Genomic DNA, 16,589 nt, shown 5'->3' on the forward strand with positions numbered 1-16,589 from the left:
GCCCGGGAGCGCCCTAAAGCACTTCGATGCGGCTCAGTCGAGCGCCTCGGCCGCCTCGTCGACGGTGAGGGTGCCGTCGGCGACGGCCTGGAGCAGCTTCCGGACGCCGTCGTCGGGGTGGTCGTCCCCGGCAGGATCGGTGGTCGCGGTGCCGCGCTCGGTCGCTTCCTCCAGCGTGACCTTCTCGGTGTCGCCGACGAGTTCGGCCATGTCGGTGCCGTCGGCCAGCGCGGTCTCCTTCTTCACGCGGTAGTTGCCGCCGTCGGTCGTGTAGCAGTCGCTCGGGTGGAAGAAGTACCAGTCCTCGCGGTCGAACCGCACGGCGATCCGGGGTTTCGCGCCGAAGTTCTGGGCGAAGTAGACGAGCGCCTGCACCTCCTCGCCAGTGAGGTAGATCGGGTCGCCGGCGGAGGATTTGGCCTCGATCGCGTAGAAGCTCTCGCCGTTGCCCGCGAGCACGTCCGGGAGCTCCCGCTGGGTCGCGCTCCCGCTCGCTGGCGCGCGCATGACGGCGAAGCCGGCGTCGTCGAGCCGGTTGACGAGCTCGCGCTCGCGCCGGTCGCCTTTCTTGTTCGTCGGCATTGGGTGAGAGTGGGGTACGAGGGGGCAAAAGGCGGTCGGTGAAAGGTGGGAGACGTGAGGGTATTGGGTAGTGCGTTCGACAGCGACCGCGACGGCAACTCTATCGTTGACTACTGGGACAGCAACGGCAACTCTATCGTTGGCACCTTGCGACTGCAGTGCGCCGAGCACGAGGCTCGGCGCTGCGCCGAGTCCCCACCCCTCCCCCCGCGCTCGCCGACCGCTGGCGAGCGCGAGGCGTCCACCGCGACCGCACCGCTGCGGCGGTCGGCGCGCGACGTGAGCAGGGCGAGACCGACGGTCTCGCTGGCAGTGCGGGCGACGCGTGGGTCGCCCGCACGACCCTTCCGTGGGCGAACGAGCGCGCGAGGTCCTCGTGAGCGGAGCGAACGAGGGCACGAGAGAGCTTGCTCTCTCGGAGGACGACCGACTGAGCGGAGCGAAGGAGGGAGTCGGTTGGTGAGGGACGAGGGCTGTGCGGGGCGGTGCGGTCGCAAGTGGTCTAGCCTCGAACTGCTGTTGCTGTGCGAGTCACCTGTTCGAAAGCGGTCGACGACGCCAGCAAACCCTCCGGAAAACGCGCCGAGAATTACGTCCCGTGCTGCCAGGAGTCCATGTACTCGCGCTGCTCGTCGCTGAGCTGGTCGTACTCGACACCCTCGGCCGCCAGCTTCACCTCCGCGACTTCCTTGTCGAGTTCGTCGGGCACCTCGTGGACGCCGGCCTCGTAGCTGTCGCCGTTCTCGACGATCTCCCGGACACAGACGGCCTGAATCCCGAAGGACTGGTCCATCACCTCCACGGGGTGGCCCAGCCCGACCGGCGCGGCGAGGTTCACGAGCCGCCCCTCCGCGAGCACGTTCAGCCGGCGACCGTCGTCCATCTCGAACGCTTCGACGCCGTCGCGGGCCTCGTAGCGGTCGACCGCGAGCTCGTCGAGATGATCGAGGTTGATCTCCACGTCGAAGTGGCCCGCGTTGGCGAGGATGGCGCCGTCCTGCATCTTCTCGAAGTGCTCGCGGGTGATCACGTCCTTGTTCCCGGTGGTGGTGACGAACACGTCGCCCTCCGCCGCGGCCTCGGCCATCGGGAGCACGTCGTACCCCTCCATGTGTGCCTCCAGCGCCTTGCGGGGTTCGACCTCACAGACGACGACGTTGGCGTCCTGCCCTGCTGCTTTGGAGGCCACACCCTTGCCGCAGTAGCCGTAGCCCGCGACGACGACGGTCTTGCCGGCCCACGACAGATTGGTCGTCATCGCGATCGCCGACAGCGCCGACTCGCCCGTGCCGTGGACGTTGTCGAACAGGCGCTTCATCGGCGTGTCGTTGACCGCGAACATCGGGTACTGAAGCTCGCCGTCGTCGTCCATCGCGCGCAGTCGGTGGACGCCGGTGGTGGTCTCCTCGGCACCGCCGACGATGGAGTCGATCAGCTCGGGGTGCTCCTGGTGGATGCGGAACACCATGTCCGCGCCGTCGTCGACCGTGATCGTCGGCTCGTGATCGATCACGGACTCGATCGCGGCGTAGTACTCCTCGTCGTCGACGCCGCGGACGGCGTAGGAGGTGACGTTGTCCACGTCGTCCAGCGCGACAGACACGTCGTCGTGGGTCGAGAGGGGGTTGCAGCCGGTGACCGCGACCTCGGCGCCGCCGAGTGCGAGCGTCTCAACGAGGATCGCCGTCTTGGCCTCGACGTGCATCGCCATCCCGATCGTTTCTCCCGTCAGGGGTTTTTCCGCCTCGAAATCCTGCCGGATCGACTGGAGAATGGGCATGTGCTGCAGCGCCCAGTCCATCTTCCGGCGGCCCTCCTCGCGGAGCGCCTCGGGGTCGTCGACGTGCGCGGTGACGCGCTCGTAGGAACTCATGGCTGGGGGTTCTGGTGGTGTGGGCAAAACCGTGTCGAAGGGGCGTCCGGGAACGCTCACCCGGGCGCGCCGAAGGTGGGGCGTGGCAACGGCCAGCCGTGACGATCGAACGGACGGCGCGGCAACCGCCGGCCGTGACGGTCGAACGGACGGCACGGCAACCGCCAGCCGTGCCGATCGAACGGTCAGTTCGCGGCGGCGGTCGGTCGGAGGAACACCATCGCCACACCCGCCAGCACCGCCAGGACGGCCCCGATCGCGAAGGAGGCAGACCAGCCGATCACGAGCACCAGCCCGCTCGCGACCGTCCCGCCGAGCACGCCGCCGAACAGCTTCCCGGTGTACAGCGCCGCGTAGTTCTCCGAGGAGTAGGCTCGACCGTAGTAGTCGGCGACGAGGTTGGGAAACACCGCGAACACCGGCGCACGGAACAGCGCAGTGGCGCCGATCAGTACGACGAACCCGGCGCCGAAGCCGGCCTCCCCGGCGGCGACGGCGCCCGCGAGCGCCACCCCACAGAGCACGAGCGACACCGTGACCGTGCGCCGGCGGCCGAACCGGTCCGAGAGGCTCCCGCCGACCACGGTCCCGCCGGCTTCGGAGAGCGCGACCGCCGACGCCGCAGCAGTGCCGGCCGCCGCCGGCAGCGACAGCGCCGACGCAAAGGAGACGACCTTGCCGATGACCATCAGCCCGACGCCGTTGACGGCGACGAAGACGAGATACAGCAGCCAGAACTGCCACGTCCGGATCGCGTCGCGCCACCCGACGGCGTCGTCGTCCGTGGCGTCGACGCTTGTGTCCGTGTCGGGCGTCGTCGACGGCGGGTCCCGGAGCACGGCTGCCGCCGCGAGCGCGACGCCGCCGACGGCCGCCGCGAGCACCAGCAGCGTCCGCTCGAACTGGGCGACGACGCCGCCCCGAAGCGCCGGGATCAGGAAGAAGCTGAGCCCGGGGAACGACATACCGACGATCCCGGTGGCGAGCCCGCGACGGTCGGTGAACCACTTCACCGGCGTGTTGACCGCGACGGTGTAGACGGCGCTGACGCCCATACCGCCCAGCGCGTAGCCGAGGTAGGCCGCCGGCAGCGAGCGCGCGACCGCGATGGCCGCGAGGCCGCCGGTCAGACAGACGGCCCCCGCCAGCAGCGGGAGTCGCGGGCCGTAGCGGTCACGAACCCAGCCCGCGGGGAACTGCCCGAGCGTCTGGAAGACGACGAACAGCGTGAACACGGTGCCGAGCGCCGACTCCGGCGCCCCCAGCCGGCTCCCGAGCGGGAGGCGGATCGACGACCAGCCGAACTGGTAGATCCCCGCGGCACCCATCACCAGCGCGGCAGCGGCGACCAGCTCCCAGCCCGAGAACCGAAGGTCGGTACGGTCCATCCGCCCGGCTACTCCACCCTGTCGGCCACCGCCGCGGCCTGTTCCTCGGCGCGTTCCGTCACCGCCTCGGCGTCCAGCGTCTGAATCTCCCGGTCTTCCATCAGCACCTGCCCGTCACACACCGTGTGTCGCACGTCCTGTCCGCTCGTCGCGTACGCGAGGTGGCTGACCAGATCGTGCTGTGGCGTCAGGTGTGCGGCGTCGAGATCCACGACCGCGAGATCCGCGTTCGCGCCCGCCTCGACCCGACCCGAGTCGAAGCCGAGCGCCGCCGCCGAGCCCTCGGTGGCCATCCGGATCGCCGCGCTCGCCGGCACCGCGGCGGCGTCGTCGGCGCCGAGCTTCCCGAGCATCGCCGCGTCGCGGATCTCGTCGAACATGTCCAGATCGTTGTTCGACGCCGCGCCGTCGGTGCCGAGCCCCACGGTGACGCCGGCGTCGAGCATCTCGGCGACGGGGGCGATCCCGGAGGCCAGTTTGGCGTTCGAGGCCGGGCAGTGGACCGCGACGGCGCCCGAGTCGGCGAGCAGGTCGATCTCCGCGTCGTCGATGTGGACGCAGTGGGCGAGGAAGTCGTCGTCCTCGAGCAGGCCGACGTCCTCGGCGTACTCCAGCGGGCGAACGCCGCGCTCGTCGACGATCGGCGCGACCTCGTCCTCCGTCTCGTTGGCGTGGATGTGGACCGGGAGATCGGCCTCGTGGGCGCGCTCGACCGCCTCGCGGAGGAGTTCCTCGTTCACGGTCGTCAGCGAGTGGGGCATCACTGCCGTCGAGATGCGGCCGCCGGCGAGCCCGTCGTACTGGTCGGCGAAGTTGACGCTCTTCTCCATGTCCTCGCGGGCGTCCTCGTCGGATTTGCCGACGGAGACGAAGCCGTGGCCCAGCAGCGCGCGCAGCCCCGACTCCTCGACGACCCCGGCGACGTGGGGCTCCTCGAAGTACATGTCGACGAAGCCGGTCGTCCCCGTGCGGATCATCTCGACCGCCGCGAGCTCGGTGCCGACCCGGATGTCCTCGGCCGTGAGCTCGCCCTCCGCGGGCCAGATGTCCTCCTGCAGCCACGCGTCGAGCGGTTTGTCGTCGGCGTACCCCCGGAGCAGCGTCATCGGGGCGTGGCCGTGGGCGTTGACGAGGCCCGGGACGACGAGCCCGCCGTCGGCGTCGAGCGTCTCGTCCGCCGCGGCGTCGATCTCCTCGGGGGCGGCGACGCGTTCGATCTCGCCCGTCGACTGGTCGATCAGCACGTCGGCCGCGGCGATCGAGTGATCCGGGCGGAGCACGCGACCGTTCGCGATGCGGAGCGTATTCATGCCCGGCAGTGGCGGGGCCGGGGGCGTTAAGCCGTCGTTCCGCGGCGACGGCTGCCGGGCTACACCGGTGCCGAGCCGATCAGCGCGATCAGGCTGAACAGGACCGCCCCGAGGATCACGCTCACGGTGAAGTGGATCACGACGACGCCGGCGAGCAGCCGGCGGTTCAGACCGTGGATGTAGCGGAAGAGGGCGGCGTCGACGGCGAGCGCGGCGACGAGCGCGAGCAGCGGCGAGAACTCGAACGCCGCCGCGAGGAAGGCGATCGCGGCGATCGGCGGGCCGACGAGCGCGTGCGGGCGCAGCGACACGTCGCCGAGCAGGTTCCGGGCGGCGAGGAACGCGGTGAGAGAGAGGAACGCGGAGAACAGGAGCCACGTCGCGATCACCGAGACGGCTTGGGTCTGCAGCGGCGCCGCCTGTAGCGTGGCTACGTGGGGAACGACGGCCAAGGAGACCACGCTGTCAGTCCAGCAGGCCGAGGTCGTCGAGCCGTTCGGTGATCACGTCGACGGCCTCGGCGGCGTCGGCAGGCTGTTTGCCGCCCGTGATGACGAGCTTGCCGGAGCCGAACAGCAGCGCGACCACGTCGGGCTCCTCCAGCCGGTAGACCAGCCCGGGGAACTGCTCGGGCTCGTACTCGATGCTCTCCAGCCCGAGCCCGATCGCGATGGCGTTGAGGTTGAGGCTCTCGCCGAGGTCGGCGCTGGTGACGATGTTCTGGACGGTGATCTCGGGGTCGTCCTCGATCGGGATGCTCAGCTCCCGGAGCTTCTCGAACACGATGTGGAGGCTCTCGTGGACGTCGTCGGTCGACTTCGCGCCGGTGCAGACGATCTTGCCCGAACGGAAGATCAGCGCGGCGGATTTCGGCTCCTGCGTGCGGTAGACCAGCCCGGGGAACTGCTCGGGGTCGTAGTCGGCACCCTCCAGATCCATAGCGACGCTCTGGAGATCGAGCTCCTGGCCGATGCCCGTCGAGGCAACGACGTTCTCGATGGTGATCGTCTCCTTGGGATCGGTCATCGCTTTAAGGTTAACTGTGAGGTTTAAATAGGTTGGTGGGTCCGGCAGAACGGAACCCCCAGCGGGGGCGCCGACGCACGGAGCGTCAGCCTCTTTCCCACCCCCGACCCACCCTCGGGCGTGTACTGTCTCGAACTCGCCGGCGAGGACGACGCCTTCGCGGCCCGCGAGGCGGAGGCGGCCGCCGCCGGCGTCGAGCTGCTCGCCCCCGGCCTCGCCCGCGCGGGCCACGTCGACCGCGACCGCCTCCGCGGGCTGGCGTACACCCACGCCGCCGACGAGCTGGTCGCCCGGACGGAGGCGGGGATCGACGCCGCCGCGATCGCGCTCGACGCCGCGAGGATCGACCGCGAGGGCACGGTCGCGGTCCGCGCTCGCGACGTACGCGGGCTCACGGGCGTGAGCACCGCAGAGGCGGAACGCCGGCTCGGCGGCGTGCTCGTGGACCGCGGGTTCGAGGTCGACCTCGACGATCCGGACCACGAACTCCGGGCGCTGTTCTCCGCCGAGGACGGGCTCCCGGACCCGGACAGCGACGCCGCGGCCGCCGAGCAGGGGCAGATTCCCGCGAGCGACGGCGTCTGCGTGCTCGGCTGGCTCGACTGCGAGTCCCAGCGCGACTTCGGCGAGCGCCAGCCCACGGACCGGCCGTTCTTCCAGCCCGGGAGCATGGCGCCGATGGACGCCCGGGCGCTCGCGAACATCGCCGGCGCGGCGCCGGGACGGCGGATTCTCGACCCCATGTGCGGGACGGGTGGGCTGTTGATCGAGGCCGGCCTCGTCGGCGCTGATCTCGTAGGGACCGACGCGCAGTGGAAGATGGTCCGCGGGACGAAGGAGAACCTCGACGCGCTGGTCGAGGGCGTCGATTCGGCGGTCGCGCGGGCGGACGCGACCGCGCTGCCGCTGCGCGAGGGCGCCGTCGACGGCGTGGCGTTCGATGCGCCGTACGGCCGGCAGTCGAAGATCGCGACGCATCGGTTGGAGGATCTGGTCGAGGGGGCGCTGTCGGAAGCGGCGCGGGTGAGCAGCGCCGACGCGACCTGCGTCCTGATGGCCGACCGTGACTGGCGCGAGGCGGTTTCGGGGACTGCGTGGCGGGTCACGGATCGCTTCGAGCGCCGGGTACATCGGTCGCTGACGCGGCACGTACACGTGCTTGAGAAACGGCCGGACGGTCGGTAGGGGAGGTGTCGTGGTCCGGCTGTGGCTGCTCGAACAGGGATCGCGACAGTACTCGATAGTTAGCAACTGCGACCGCAACAGCATCTCGTTTGTCGGCAACTGCGACAGCGGACAGCAACAGCAGCTCGTTCATAGACCTCTTGTGACCGCAAGGTGCCGGACACGAGGTCCGGCACAGTACCGAGTCCCCACCCCTCCCCCCGCGCTCGCCGACCGTGGCGAGCGCGAGGCGTCCACCGCCCCGCTACCGCAGCCGGCGGTGGCGCGCGATGTGAGCGCGACGGCGCGAACGAGCGCGCGAGGGACGACCGAACGTAGTGAGGGAGTCGGCTGGGGAGGTCTGTGGGCTGCGCGGGGCGGTGCGGTCGCAAGTGGTCTAGCTCACTCCGCGGTCCTGTTCGGAGTTGGGACACCGAGATACGCGGTACGCCCACCGTCGATAATAACGAACTCCGCGGTCCTGTTCACAATCCCACCTCAACAGCCGACAAAACAGCCTACTCCCCGGACTCCACCGCGACCACGGTCTCCCCGGCCCGAACGTCCTCACCTTCCTTCACGCGCAGATCCGCGTGCTCGACGCGCTCGGGCAGCAGCACGTCGACGCGGCTGCCGAAGCTGATGTGGCCGACCTTCTCGCCGCGCTCGATCGAGTTTCCCTCCTCGACGTACGGATGAATCCGCCGCGCGAACCAGCCCGCGATCAGCGACAGTTCGTACTCGCCGCAGTCGATCTCGACACGCTCGTTCCGGTCGGACTCCTTCGAAAACGCCGGCTTGTTCGCGCCGGGGCGGTGGGTTACCGACTCGACGGTGCCGGCGCCGGGCGCACGGTTGACGTGCACGTCGGTGACGTTCATGAACACGCCCACGCGGATGCGGCCCTCCTCCTCGCGGATCACCGAGACGCTGCCGTCCGCGGGCGCGACGATCCCTGATTCGGGCGGTTCACGCTCGGGATCGCGGTGGAACAGGATCACCGCGATCCCCAGCGCGACCAGTCCGAGGCCGAACGGCCCAGAGAACGGCGTCAGCACGACGCCGGCCAACAGCGGCGGGAGCCCGTAGCGGAGCACGCCGGGAGCGAGCGACGGCCCGGGCAGGGCCATCAGGCCTCCCCCCGCAGATGCTCGCGGCCCGCGGCCCACGAACTCAGCAGGTGGGTGAGGTGGATCGTGTCGTCGCTCCCCTCGATCAGGTCGGCGTCGGCCTCGCCCGCGAGCCGGTAGAGTCGCGCGAGCTTCTCCCCCGAGTAGTCGCTGCGGGCGACCCGCAGCAGCTCCTGCAGCAGCTCCTCGCCGTCGTACCCCTCGTCGAGCAGGTCGTCGACCGTCGAGCGGGCGGTCGAGAAGTCGCCCGCCGCCGCGGCCGAGAGCGCCGCCGAGAGCTCGTCGTCGTGGCCCACGTCGTCGAGCACCTCGTAGGCCGCCTGCATCGTCACCTCGTCGTGCTGGGCGGCGGCGGTCTGGGCGCCCAGCACCGCCTTCCGCAGGTCGCCGTCGGCGTAGCCCGCGACGAACTCCAGCCCGTCGTCGTCGTACGCGACGCCCTCGGTGTCGAGGATCTCCGCGAGCACGGTCTCGATCTCGTCGTGGCTGGGCGCCCGGACGGGAACGGGGAAACAGCGCGACCGGATCGGCGCGATCAGCTTCGAGGGCTGGCGGGTCGCGATCACGAACTGGGTGGTGCGGTGGTGTTGCTCCATCACCCGACGGAGCGCCTGCTGGAAGTCCTCGCGGATCGCCTCGGCGTTGTCGAGCAGGACCGTCTTGAACTCCCCCGACACCGGCGCGTAGCTCGCGGACTCCTTGAGCACGCGGTTGATCATGTCCCGTTTGGCCATCCGACTGCGGCCTTCGAGGAACTGCGCGAACCGGGGGTCCTCCCGGATCTCTTTCTTCGTGCGGTCGAAGAAGTCCGCGACGTTGATCTCCACGAGGTCGTTCTCGTAGTCCTCGTGGGCCTCGCGGGCCAGCGCCCGCACGGCAGCGGTCTTCCCCGCCCCCGGCGGCCCCTGCACGACGAGGTTCATCGGCTCGTCGACGGCCCGCTCGAGGCGCTCGCGGGTCTCCGCCTGCGGGAGGTCCGCGATGGCGGGCGCGTGGCGCTCGGTCCAGAGCGGCTCGTCCATTGGGAGGGGGTAGCCCGTCGGGCGGTAAGAACTCCCCGGTCCGGGCGACGCTGGCGCCGTCGCTATCGGGGTGGGCGCTCGGAAGAAGGACCGAAAACCGCGCGGTCGCGGTGGTTAGAAGACGGACCCGGCGAGGGCGGCCGACTCGGTGTCGGTCGCGGTCGCCGTGGCGGTCTGCTCGCCGCCGGACTGCTGGACGGCGACCTCGAGTTCGCCCTCGGCCTCGCCGCTCTCGGCCGCGAGTTCGAGCTCCTCGGCGTCGGCGGGCACGGTCACGACGATCGTGCCGTTCTCGCCCGTCTCGCCGACTTCCTCGCCGTTGGCCGTCACGACGGCGTCGGCGACGGCGCTGCCGTTCTGGGTGACCGTCACGGTGACGTTCTCGCCGGCGGTCGCGTTACCGTCGAGCGAGAGTTCGAGGGGCTGGTCGGCCTCGTCCTCAGTCTCGTTCTCTTCGGCTTCCTCGGGGCGATCGTCCTTCTCCTCGATCTCGACCTGATCGCCGGTACCGGACTCGCTCACAACCGGCTTGAGGATGTACTTCCCGGAGTTGCCCGCCTTGAACACGGTGATGTCGAACACGAAGTCGATCGACTCGCCGTTGCCCACGGTGAACTCCTTCTTCAGTTGGAGCTTCTCGCTGGGGAGCTTCACGTTCGTCGACTCGCCGTTCGTGAGCGTCCCGTTGATCGCCGAGACGTAGACGAACGTCTTGTCGTACGTGCCGTTCTGGACGCCGAGCGTCCCGAGCTTCGAGGCGTTGGCGCCCTGGAGCTCGGTCAGGTCGACGGTGGCGTTGTTCACGTCCTTCTCGACCCACGCGCTCTCGTTCTCGCCGCCGCCGTCGGCGCGGTGGACGCCGACCTTCTCGATGGTGACGTTGAGGTGTTCGAAGTCGGCGATGGCGTTGCGCTCGTCGCTGACGTAGAAGTCGAGGCTCGCCTCCGTCTCGGCCGCCGGTGTCGCCGTCTCTGTATCCTCCGTCGACGCGGCTTCCGTCTCGGTCTCCTCGGCCTCGTCGTCAGATTCGCCCTCCTGTGCGGCGGGACGCTCCTCGATCTCCTGATCCGTGCCGGACTCGCTCGCGACGGGCTGGATGTTGTAGCTGCCCGACTGGCCGCGCTTCACGACGGTGATGTCGAACACGAAGTCGATCTCCTCGCCGTTGCCGACCGTGAACTCCTCGTTGAGGTGGAGCTTGCTGCTCGGCAGCTTCACGTCGGTCGAGGAGCCGTCGGTCAGCGTGCCGTTCACGTCGCTGATGTGGACGAACACCTTGTCGTACGTGCCGTTGGGCGCGTCGATCTGCCCGACCATCGTGGCGTTCTTGCCCTGCAGTTCGGTCAGGTCGACGGTGACGTTGTCCACGTCCCGCGTGACCCAGCCGTCGTCCTCGGGGTCGATCTCCTCGGTTTCGGAGGGCTCCGTCGCCGAAACTTCGGTTTCTGACGCCTCGGTTTCGCTCTCGTCGTCGACCCGGTGGGCCGCGATCTGCGTGATCGTGACGTTGAGGTGTTCGAAGTCGTCGATCGCGTTGTTCTGGTCGCTGACGTACATGTTGACCGTCCCCTCCCCGCCCCCGTCGCCCCCGCCCGGAGCGACGCCGGAGCCACACCCCGCGAGGAGGAGCATGGCCGCGGCGAGAACCGTCGCAACAGTTTGTCGTTCCATCGTAGTCGAACCCAACTCGGCCGAGCGGGATAACCCCCGATGGCGTTTCAGTCGGATGGGCAGGGATTTCAGTCGGATAAAGCCCGCGAGCCCGACAGGAACCCCACGGGGAACGTTCGCCGAGTCGACAGCCGTTTATTCCCGCCGCGAGCAGCCACGGACATGACTCTCCGGACGACGTTCCTCGGTACCAGCGGGGCCGTCCCCACGACGCGGCGCGCGCCCAGCGCGGTGATGGTGAACCGCGAGGGCGAGCGGTTCCTGTTCGACTGCGGCGAGGGCACCCAGCGGCAGATGATGCGGTTCAACACCGGGTTCGACGTGGAACACGTCTTCCTCACGCACCTTCACGGCGACCACATCCTCGGGCTGCCCGGCCTGCTCCAGACGTGGGACTTCCAGGATCGCACGGACGCGTTGTCGATCCACGCGCCCCCGGGTTCGCGCCGGAAGCTCCGCGACCTGATCACCGCCGGCGGCCACGACACCGCGTTCCCGGTCCGCATCAACGAGGTCGCACCCGGCAGCGTCGCGATCGACGGCGACGCGTTCGAGATCCGCGCGTTCGAGACCGAACACCGCACCACCTCACAGGGGTACGCGCTGCTCGAAGACGACCGCAAAGGCCGGTTCAAACGCGAGAAAGCCGAGGAGGAACTGGAGATCCCGCCCGGGCCGGCGTACGGCAAGCTCCACGCGGGGGAGCCGGTCGAACTCGACGACGGCCGCGTCATCGAGCCCGAACAGGTCGTCGGCGACCCGCGACCGGGCCGCTCGCTCGTGTACACCGGCGACACCCGGCCCGTCGACGCGACCGTCGACGTCGCCGAGGAGCCGGACCTGCTGATCCACGACGCGACGTTCGACGACGAGATGGCCGACCGCGCGCGCTCGACCGGGCACGCGACCGCGCGCGAGGCCGGCGAGATCGCCCAGCGCGCCGGCGCGAAGCGGCTGGCGCTGACCCACATCTCCTCGCGATACCCGGGGGACGTCTCGGGCCACGAGCACGAGGCCGGCGCGGCGTTCGACGGGGAGTGTTTCGTTGCCGAGGACGGGCAGACGGTGGAGCTCCCGTTCCCCGACGCGGCGTAGACACGGGGGCGAACGTCCATCCCGGCGTCGGATATTTACCCGACGACCGCCTCCTTCGGGGTGTGAACGCCCCGAGCCCCACCGACGGGCCGGTGTTCGGCGTCGACATCCAGAGCGGCGACGTCCGCGGCGACGCGCCGACGTACGCTCTCGTGATCCTCCGCCCCGACGAGGGCGACGAGGGGGAGGCCGGCGTCGAGCGCGACGCCGTCTCCCGCCGGAAGCTCCGCCGCCTGATCGAGCAGGCGGAGCCGACCCGGCTGGCCGTCGACAACATGTACGAACTCGCGGCCGACAAGAACGCCCTCGTCGGCTTTCTCCGCTCGCTCCCCGCCGGCACCGATCTCGTGCAGGTGACGGGCGCGAACCGCCCCGAACCGCTCTCGCGAGTCGCCCAGCGCTACGGCGTCCCCTACGCGAAGAAGCCGATGAAGGAGGCCGAAGCGGCCGCGCGGCTGGCCCACCGCAACGTCGGCCAGCGCGTGACCGCGTTCGGCGACACGACCACGGTGAAGGTCTCCCGTGGCCGTTCGACCGGTGGTGGGGGCGGGTGGAGCGAGGACCGCTTCACCCGCCGGATCCACGGCAACGTCCGGAAGGCCGCCCGCGAGGTGGAGTCTGATCTCGACGGCGCGAACCTCGACTACGAGAAGGAGGTGACCGAGAAGTACGGCGGCCTCTCCAACGCCGTCTTCACCGTCGAGGCCCGGCCCGAGGAGATCCCCGTCTCCGCGACCCGGAACGGCGACGTGCGCATCGAGATCGAGCGCGAGCGCCGCGACGGCATCGAGTTCGAACCGCTCGTGAAGCGTCGGGACCACGTCGTCGTCGGCATCGACCCGGGGACGACCACCGCCGCGGCAGTGGTGGGGCTCGACGGCACCGTCCACGACCTGTTCTCCTCGCGGACGAGCGACACCGCCGAACTCACGGAGTGGCTGATCGAGCGCGGTCGACCCATGCTCGTCGCCGCGGACGTGACGCCGATACCCGAGACCGTCGAGAAGTTCCGGCGATCGTTCGACGCGGCGGGCTGGACGCCCGAGTCGGACCTGCCGGTCGACGAGAAGCTCCACCGCACCCGCGACCACGAGTACGAGAACGACCACGAGCGGGACGCGCTCGCGGCGGCGCTGTTCGCCGTCGACGACCACGAGGACCAGTTCGAGCGCATCGCCGCGAAAGTCCCCCCGAAGCTCGACCGCGAGGCGGTGATCGCCCGGGTCGTCTCCGGCGAGGAGTCCGTGGAGGCCGTGGTCCGGGAGCTGACCGACGACGGCGGCGACGAGCCGGACGAACAGGAACACGAGGAGCGCGAGCTCACCGAGGAGGAACGGCGAATCCGCGACCTCGAAGCGCAGGTGGGGCGACTCAAGGAACACGCCGAGGAGCTGGAGGAAGAGCTCGAGGAGAAGGAGAACGAGATCCGCGAGTACGAGCGCGAACTCAGCGACGCCCGCAAGAAAGAGCGCCGCGAGGCCCGCGAGCGCCGCGAGGTGAACCGACTGGAGCGCCGCGCGGAACGCCTCGAACGCGAACGCGACGAGGCCATCGCCGAGAACGAGGAACTCCACGAGAAGCTCGCCCGGCTGAAGACGCTCTGGAAGCTGGACCACTCGAACTTCAGCGACGTGGCGGGCGACCGCGATCTCGTCGCGGTGAAGACGATCCCCCAGTTCACCCGCGACGCGATCGAGCGCGCCGACGAGGAGTTCGGCCTCGCCGCCGGCGACGTGCTCTACCTCCGGGACGCCAGCGGCGCCGGCACGTCGACGGCCGAACGCCTCGCCGAGACCGAGCCGCGGCTCGTGCTCAAGAACGGGAACCTCTCCGAGGAGGCCGACACGGTGCTGTTCGACCACGAGATCCCCGTGGCGCCGGCCGATCCCGTGACGATTCAGGAGGTCGACGAGCTCGCGGTCGCCCGCGAGAGCGAGGTCGAGGAAGCGATCGCGGACTGGGAAGAGCGCGCCGCGGAACGCCGGCGCGAGCAGACCGAGAGCATGATGGACCGCGTGATCTCGGAACACCGCGCCGACGAGCGCCTCGGCGGGGAAGGAGCGTAGACGAACGCCGTCGTCGCCGGGGGCGTCAGTCCCCGCCCGACGTCGGCGTCTCCCCGCGGTTCTCCACGGTGATCTCACCCGAGAGCGACTGCCCCGACGGGGGCGCGATGGTGAGCCCCTCCTCGTCGAAGCGGCGTTTCACCCGGCGGCGGAAGTCCGACCGGATCGTCACGATGTTGCGGTCCATCGGGTCGTCGATCCAGAACTCCGCCTGCAGCGTGATCGCGTTCGGCCCGAGGTCGAGCACCCGCGTGTTCGGGGCGGGCTCCGCCATCACCGCCTCGTCCTCCTCGGCAGTCTGTCGAAGTTCGAGCAGGGCGTGCTCGGTGTCCTGATCGTAGCCGACGAGGATCTGCTCGGTGACGCGGTAGCTATCCCGGCCGAACGGGCGGGTGAGCGAGGAGTCGGTGAGCTGGGTGTTCGGCACCGCGATGGTGCCGTTGTTCGGCGTGCGGACCCGGGTGACCCGGAAGTGGACCGCCTCGACGGTGCCTTGCCCGCCGTCCCACTCGATCCAGTCGCCGACGTTGAAGTCGGGGTCGGCGACGAGGAACATGCCGCTGATCAGCGAGCCGAAGATCTGCTGGCCCGCGATCCCGGTGACGAAGGTGATGGCGGCGATGATCACCGCGGAGTTCGAGAGGAGCCTGCCGTAGCCGGCGGCGACGAGCCCCGTCAGCACCGCGAAGCCGACCAGCAGCACCCGGAGGTAGGTGCTCGTCGCCGACGCGATAGTGGGGTTGTTCCGGTTGCGCGAACTGACGATCCGGGTCACCGCCGGGACGAGCAGGAGCCGTCCCAGCGCGTAGACGGTGACGAGGCCGACCGTGAACCAGAACAGCTCCCGAACGACCGGACCGTACCCCGCGAGGAGTTCCCGGAGCCAGGCCGGGGAGGTTTGAGCGAGCATACCCCCACGTGTAGACCCATCAGCAAAAACCCGACCGCCGACGGGCGAGGTCGGCGACTCGCGGCTCGTTCACACGCATCCAGAAGGCCTAACCGCTCGCTCCGAAATTCGGACGTATGGACGCACACGACCTGATCACCCGCAACGCCGCGGAGGTCGTCACCGAGGACGAGGTCGAGGAGCTGGCAGCCGACCCCGAGGGGAAGCGCGCGTACGTCGGCTACGAGCCCTCGGGCGTGCTCCACATCGGCCACATGCTCGGGGCGAACAAGCTGATCGACCTGCAGGAGGCGGGGATGGAGGTCGTGATCCTGCTCGCGGACGTCCACGCCTACCTCAACGGGAAGGGGACGTTCGAAGAGATCCGGGACACCGCCGAGCGGATGCAGGAGCAGTTCGTCGCCTACGGCCTCGACGAGGACAAGACCGAGTTCCGGCTCGGGTCGGAGTTCCAGTTCGACGAGGAGTACGTGCTCGACCTCCACGCGCTCGAACTGGAGACGACGCTCTCGCGGGCCGAACGCGCCATGTCGGAGATCGGTTCGGGCGACTCGGTGACGGTGTCGCAGGCGGTGTACCCCCTGATGCAGGCGCTCGACATCGAGTGGCTGGACATCGATCTCGCGGTCGGCGGGATGGAGCAGCGGAAGGTCCACATGCTCGCTCGCGACACGCTGCCGAGCGTCGACTACGAGTCGCCGACCTGCCTGCACACGCCGCTGATCTCGGAGCTCTCGACGGGGATCGGGAAGATGTCCAGCAGTTCGGGCGTCACCATCTCGATGGAGGACTCCCGCGAGGAGATCGAGGAGAAAGTCAACGGCGCGTTCTGCCCGGCGGGCGAGGTCGACCCCGACCCGACGGAAGACGGCGAGGAGCGCAACAACCCCGTGCTGGAGATCTTCGAGTACCACGTGTTCCCGCGGTTCGACGAGGTGGTCGTCGAACGGCCCGAGGAGTACGGCGGCGACCTCGAGTACGACAGCTACGACGAACTGGAGGCCGACTTCGCGTCGGGCGAGCTCCACCCCGCAGACGCGAAGCCGACGCTTGCGCGGTACCTCGACGAACTGATCGAGCCGGGGCGGGCGAAGCTCAGAGAGCAGCGCAGCTAACGACGGTCCGACGTTTCTCGGCTTAGACCATCCCGAACTGCCGCATCACGTTCCCCACGAGCGCACGGACCACCAGCCCCAGCCCCGCGAGGACGAACGCGAGGCCGGCGGCGACGATCGGCGCCTGCCACGCGACCAGCGCGATCCCGGCGAGGACGAGGACGACGCCGGCGACACCGCCGGCCCCGAGTCGGTCGTACATACCCCCGACTCCGGGGGGTGTCCTCAAAACGGCAG

Annotated in this window: 15 protein-coding genes; 4 read left to right on the forward strand and 11 right to left on the reverse strand. The window is 69.7% G+C overall.

The window, feature by feature from the left end; all coding sequences use genetic code 11:
- Positions 1 to 33: 33 nt before the first annotated feature.
- From hjc to ACQUSM_RS10150, 6 genes are all read right to left on the reverse strand, one after another.
- Entirely contained in the window at positions 34 to 582 is a 549-nt protein-coding gene (hjc, locus tag ACQUSM_RS10125) for a Holliday junction resolvase Hjc (protein WP_435118161.1), read from the reverse strand.
- 589 nt (positions 583 to 1,171) lie between these two features.
- Positions 1,172 to 2,455, reverse strand: a complete 1,284-nt coding sequence (locus ACQUSM_RS10130) for an adenosylhomocysteinase (RefSeq protein ID WP_435118162.1) — start codon at positions 2,453 to 2,455, stop codon at positions 1,172 to 1,174.
- Positions 2,456 to 2,640: 185 nt separating this feature from the next.
- Positions 2,641 to 3,843: an MFS transporter gene (locus tag ACQUSM_RS10135; protein WP_435118163.1), complete on the reverse strand. Its 1,203-nt coding sequence runs from the start codon at positions 3,841 to 3,843 to the stop codon at positions 2,641 to 2,643.
- 8 nt (positions 3,844 to 3,851) lie between these two features.
- Entirely contained in the window at positions 3,852 to 5,153 is a 1,302-nt protein-coding gene (locus ACQUSM_RS10140) for an amidohydrolase (protein ID WP_435118164.1), read from the reverse strand.
- Positions 5,154 to 5,212: 59 nt separating this feature from the next.
- Positions 5,213 to 5,614, reverse strand: a complete 402-nt coding sequence (locus ACQUSM_RS10145) for a DUF7473 family protein (protein ID WP_435118165.1) — start codon at positions 5,612 to 5,614, stop codon at positions 5,213 to 5,215.
- A gap of 4 nt (positions 5,615 to 5,618) precedes the next feature.
- Complete coding sequence (locus ACQUSM_RS10150; RefSeq protein ID WP_435118166.1) at positions 5,619 to 6,179, reverse strand: TATA-box-binding protein; 561 nt, start codon at positions 6,177 to 6,179, stop codon at positions 5,619 to 5,621.
- Positions 6,180 to 6,299: 120 nt separating this feature from the next.
- Between ACQUSM_RS10150 and ACQUSM_RS10155 the strand changes: the two genes are divergently transcribed.
- Positions 6,300 to 7,364, forward strand: coding sequence for a TIGR01177 family methyltransferase (locus tag ACQUSM_RS10155; protein ID WP_435118167.1), 1,065 nt, complete (start codon positions 6,300 to 6,302; stop codon positions 7,362 to 7,364).
- A gap of 497 nt (positions 7,365 to 7,861) precedes the next feature.
- On the opposite strand, the gene ACQUSM_RS10160 is transcribed toward ACQUSM_RS10155, so the two are convergent.
- From ACQUSM_RS10160 to ACQUSM_RS10170, 3 genes are all read right to left on the reverse strand, one after another.
- The gene (locus ACQUSM_RS10160) at positions 7,862 to 8,473 is read right to left on the reverse strand and encodes a protein sorting system archaetidylserine decarboxylase (protein ID WP_435118168.1); all 612 of its coding nucleotides are present in this window, start codon (positions 8,471 to 8,473) and stop codon (positions 7,862 to 7,864) included.
- Positions 8,473 to 9,495 carry an AAA family ATPase gene (locus ACQUSM_RS10165; protein WP_435118169.1) on the reverse strand — a complete coding sequence of 341 codons (1,023 nt, stop codon included), beginning with the start codon at positions 9,493 to 9,495 and terminating at the stop codon, positions 8,473 to 8,475. Before ACQUSM_RS10165 ends, ACQUSM_RS10160 begins: the two co-directional genes overlap by 1 nt.
- 114 nt (positions 9,496 to 9,609) lie before the next feature.
- Positions 9,610 to 11,166 carry a DUF4382 domain-containing protein gene (locus tag ACQUSM_RS10170; protein WP_435118170.1) on the reverse strand — a complete coding sequence of 519 codons (1,557 nt, stop codon included), beginning with the start codon at positions 11,164 to 11,166 and terminating at the stop codon, positions 9,610 to 9,612.
- 162 nt (positions 11,167 to 11,328) lie between these two features.
- Here ACQUSM_RS10170 and rnz point away from each other — a divergent pair, with 162 nt between their 5' ends.
- Together rnz and ACQUSM_RS10180 are read left to right on the forward strand one after the other, a co-directional pair.
- A complete protein-coding gene (gene rnz, locus ACQUSM_RS10175) occupies positions 11,329 to 12,261 on the forward strand; it encodes a ribonuclease Z (RefSeq protein WP_435118171.1) in 933 nt (310 codons plus the stop codon).
- 62 nt (positions 12,262 to 12,323) lie between these two features.
- A complete protein-coding gene (locus ACQUSM_RS10180) occupies positions 12,324 to 14,327 on the forward strand; it encodes a DUF460 domain-containing protein (protein ID WP_435118172.1) in 2,004 nt (667 codons plus the stop codon).
- A 25-nt stretch (positions 14,328 to 14,352) separates the two neighbouring features.
- Here the strand turns inward: ACQUSM_RS10180 and ACQUSM_RS10185 are convergent, their stop codons facing one another.
- Positions 14,353 to 15,237 carry a mechanosensitive ion channel family protein gene (locus ACQUSM_RS10185; protein WP_435118173.1) on the reverse strand — a complete coding sequence of 295 codons (885 nt, stop codon included), beginning with the start codon at positions 15,235 to 15,237 and terminating at the stop codon, positions 14,353 to 14,355.
- A gap of 116 nt (positions 15,238 to 15,353) precedes the next feature.
- Between ACQUSM_RS10185 and ACQUSM_RS10190 the strand changes: the two genes are divergently transcribed.
- Positions 15,354 to 16,352 (forward strand): tyrosine--tRNA ligase, encoded by a 999-nt coding sequence (locus ACQUSM_RS10190; RefSeq protein WP_435118174.1) that lies wholly within the window; start codon positions 15,354 to 15,356, stop codon positions 16,350 to 16,352.
- Between the two features lie 22 nt (positions 16,353 to 16,374).
- Here ACQUSM_RS10190 and ACQUSM_RS10195 read toward each other — a convergent pair whose 3' ends face one another.
- The gene (locus ACQUSM_RS10195; RefSeq protein ID WP_435118175.1) at positions 16,375 to 16,554 is read right to left on the reverse strand and encodes a DUF7470 family protein; all 180 of its coding nucleotides are present in this window, start codon (positions 16,552 to 16,554) and stop codon (positions 16,375 to 16,377) included.
- Positions 16,555 to 16,589: the final 35 nt, after the last annotated feature.

The sequence above is a fragment of the Halolamina sp. C58 genome, from assembly GCF_051195095.1.
Classification (GTDB): Archaea; Halobacteriota; Halobacteria; order Halobacteriales; family Haloferacaceae; genus Halolamina.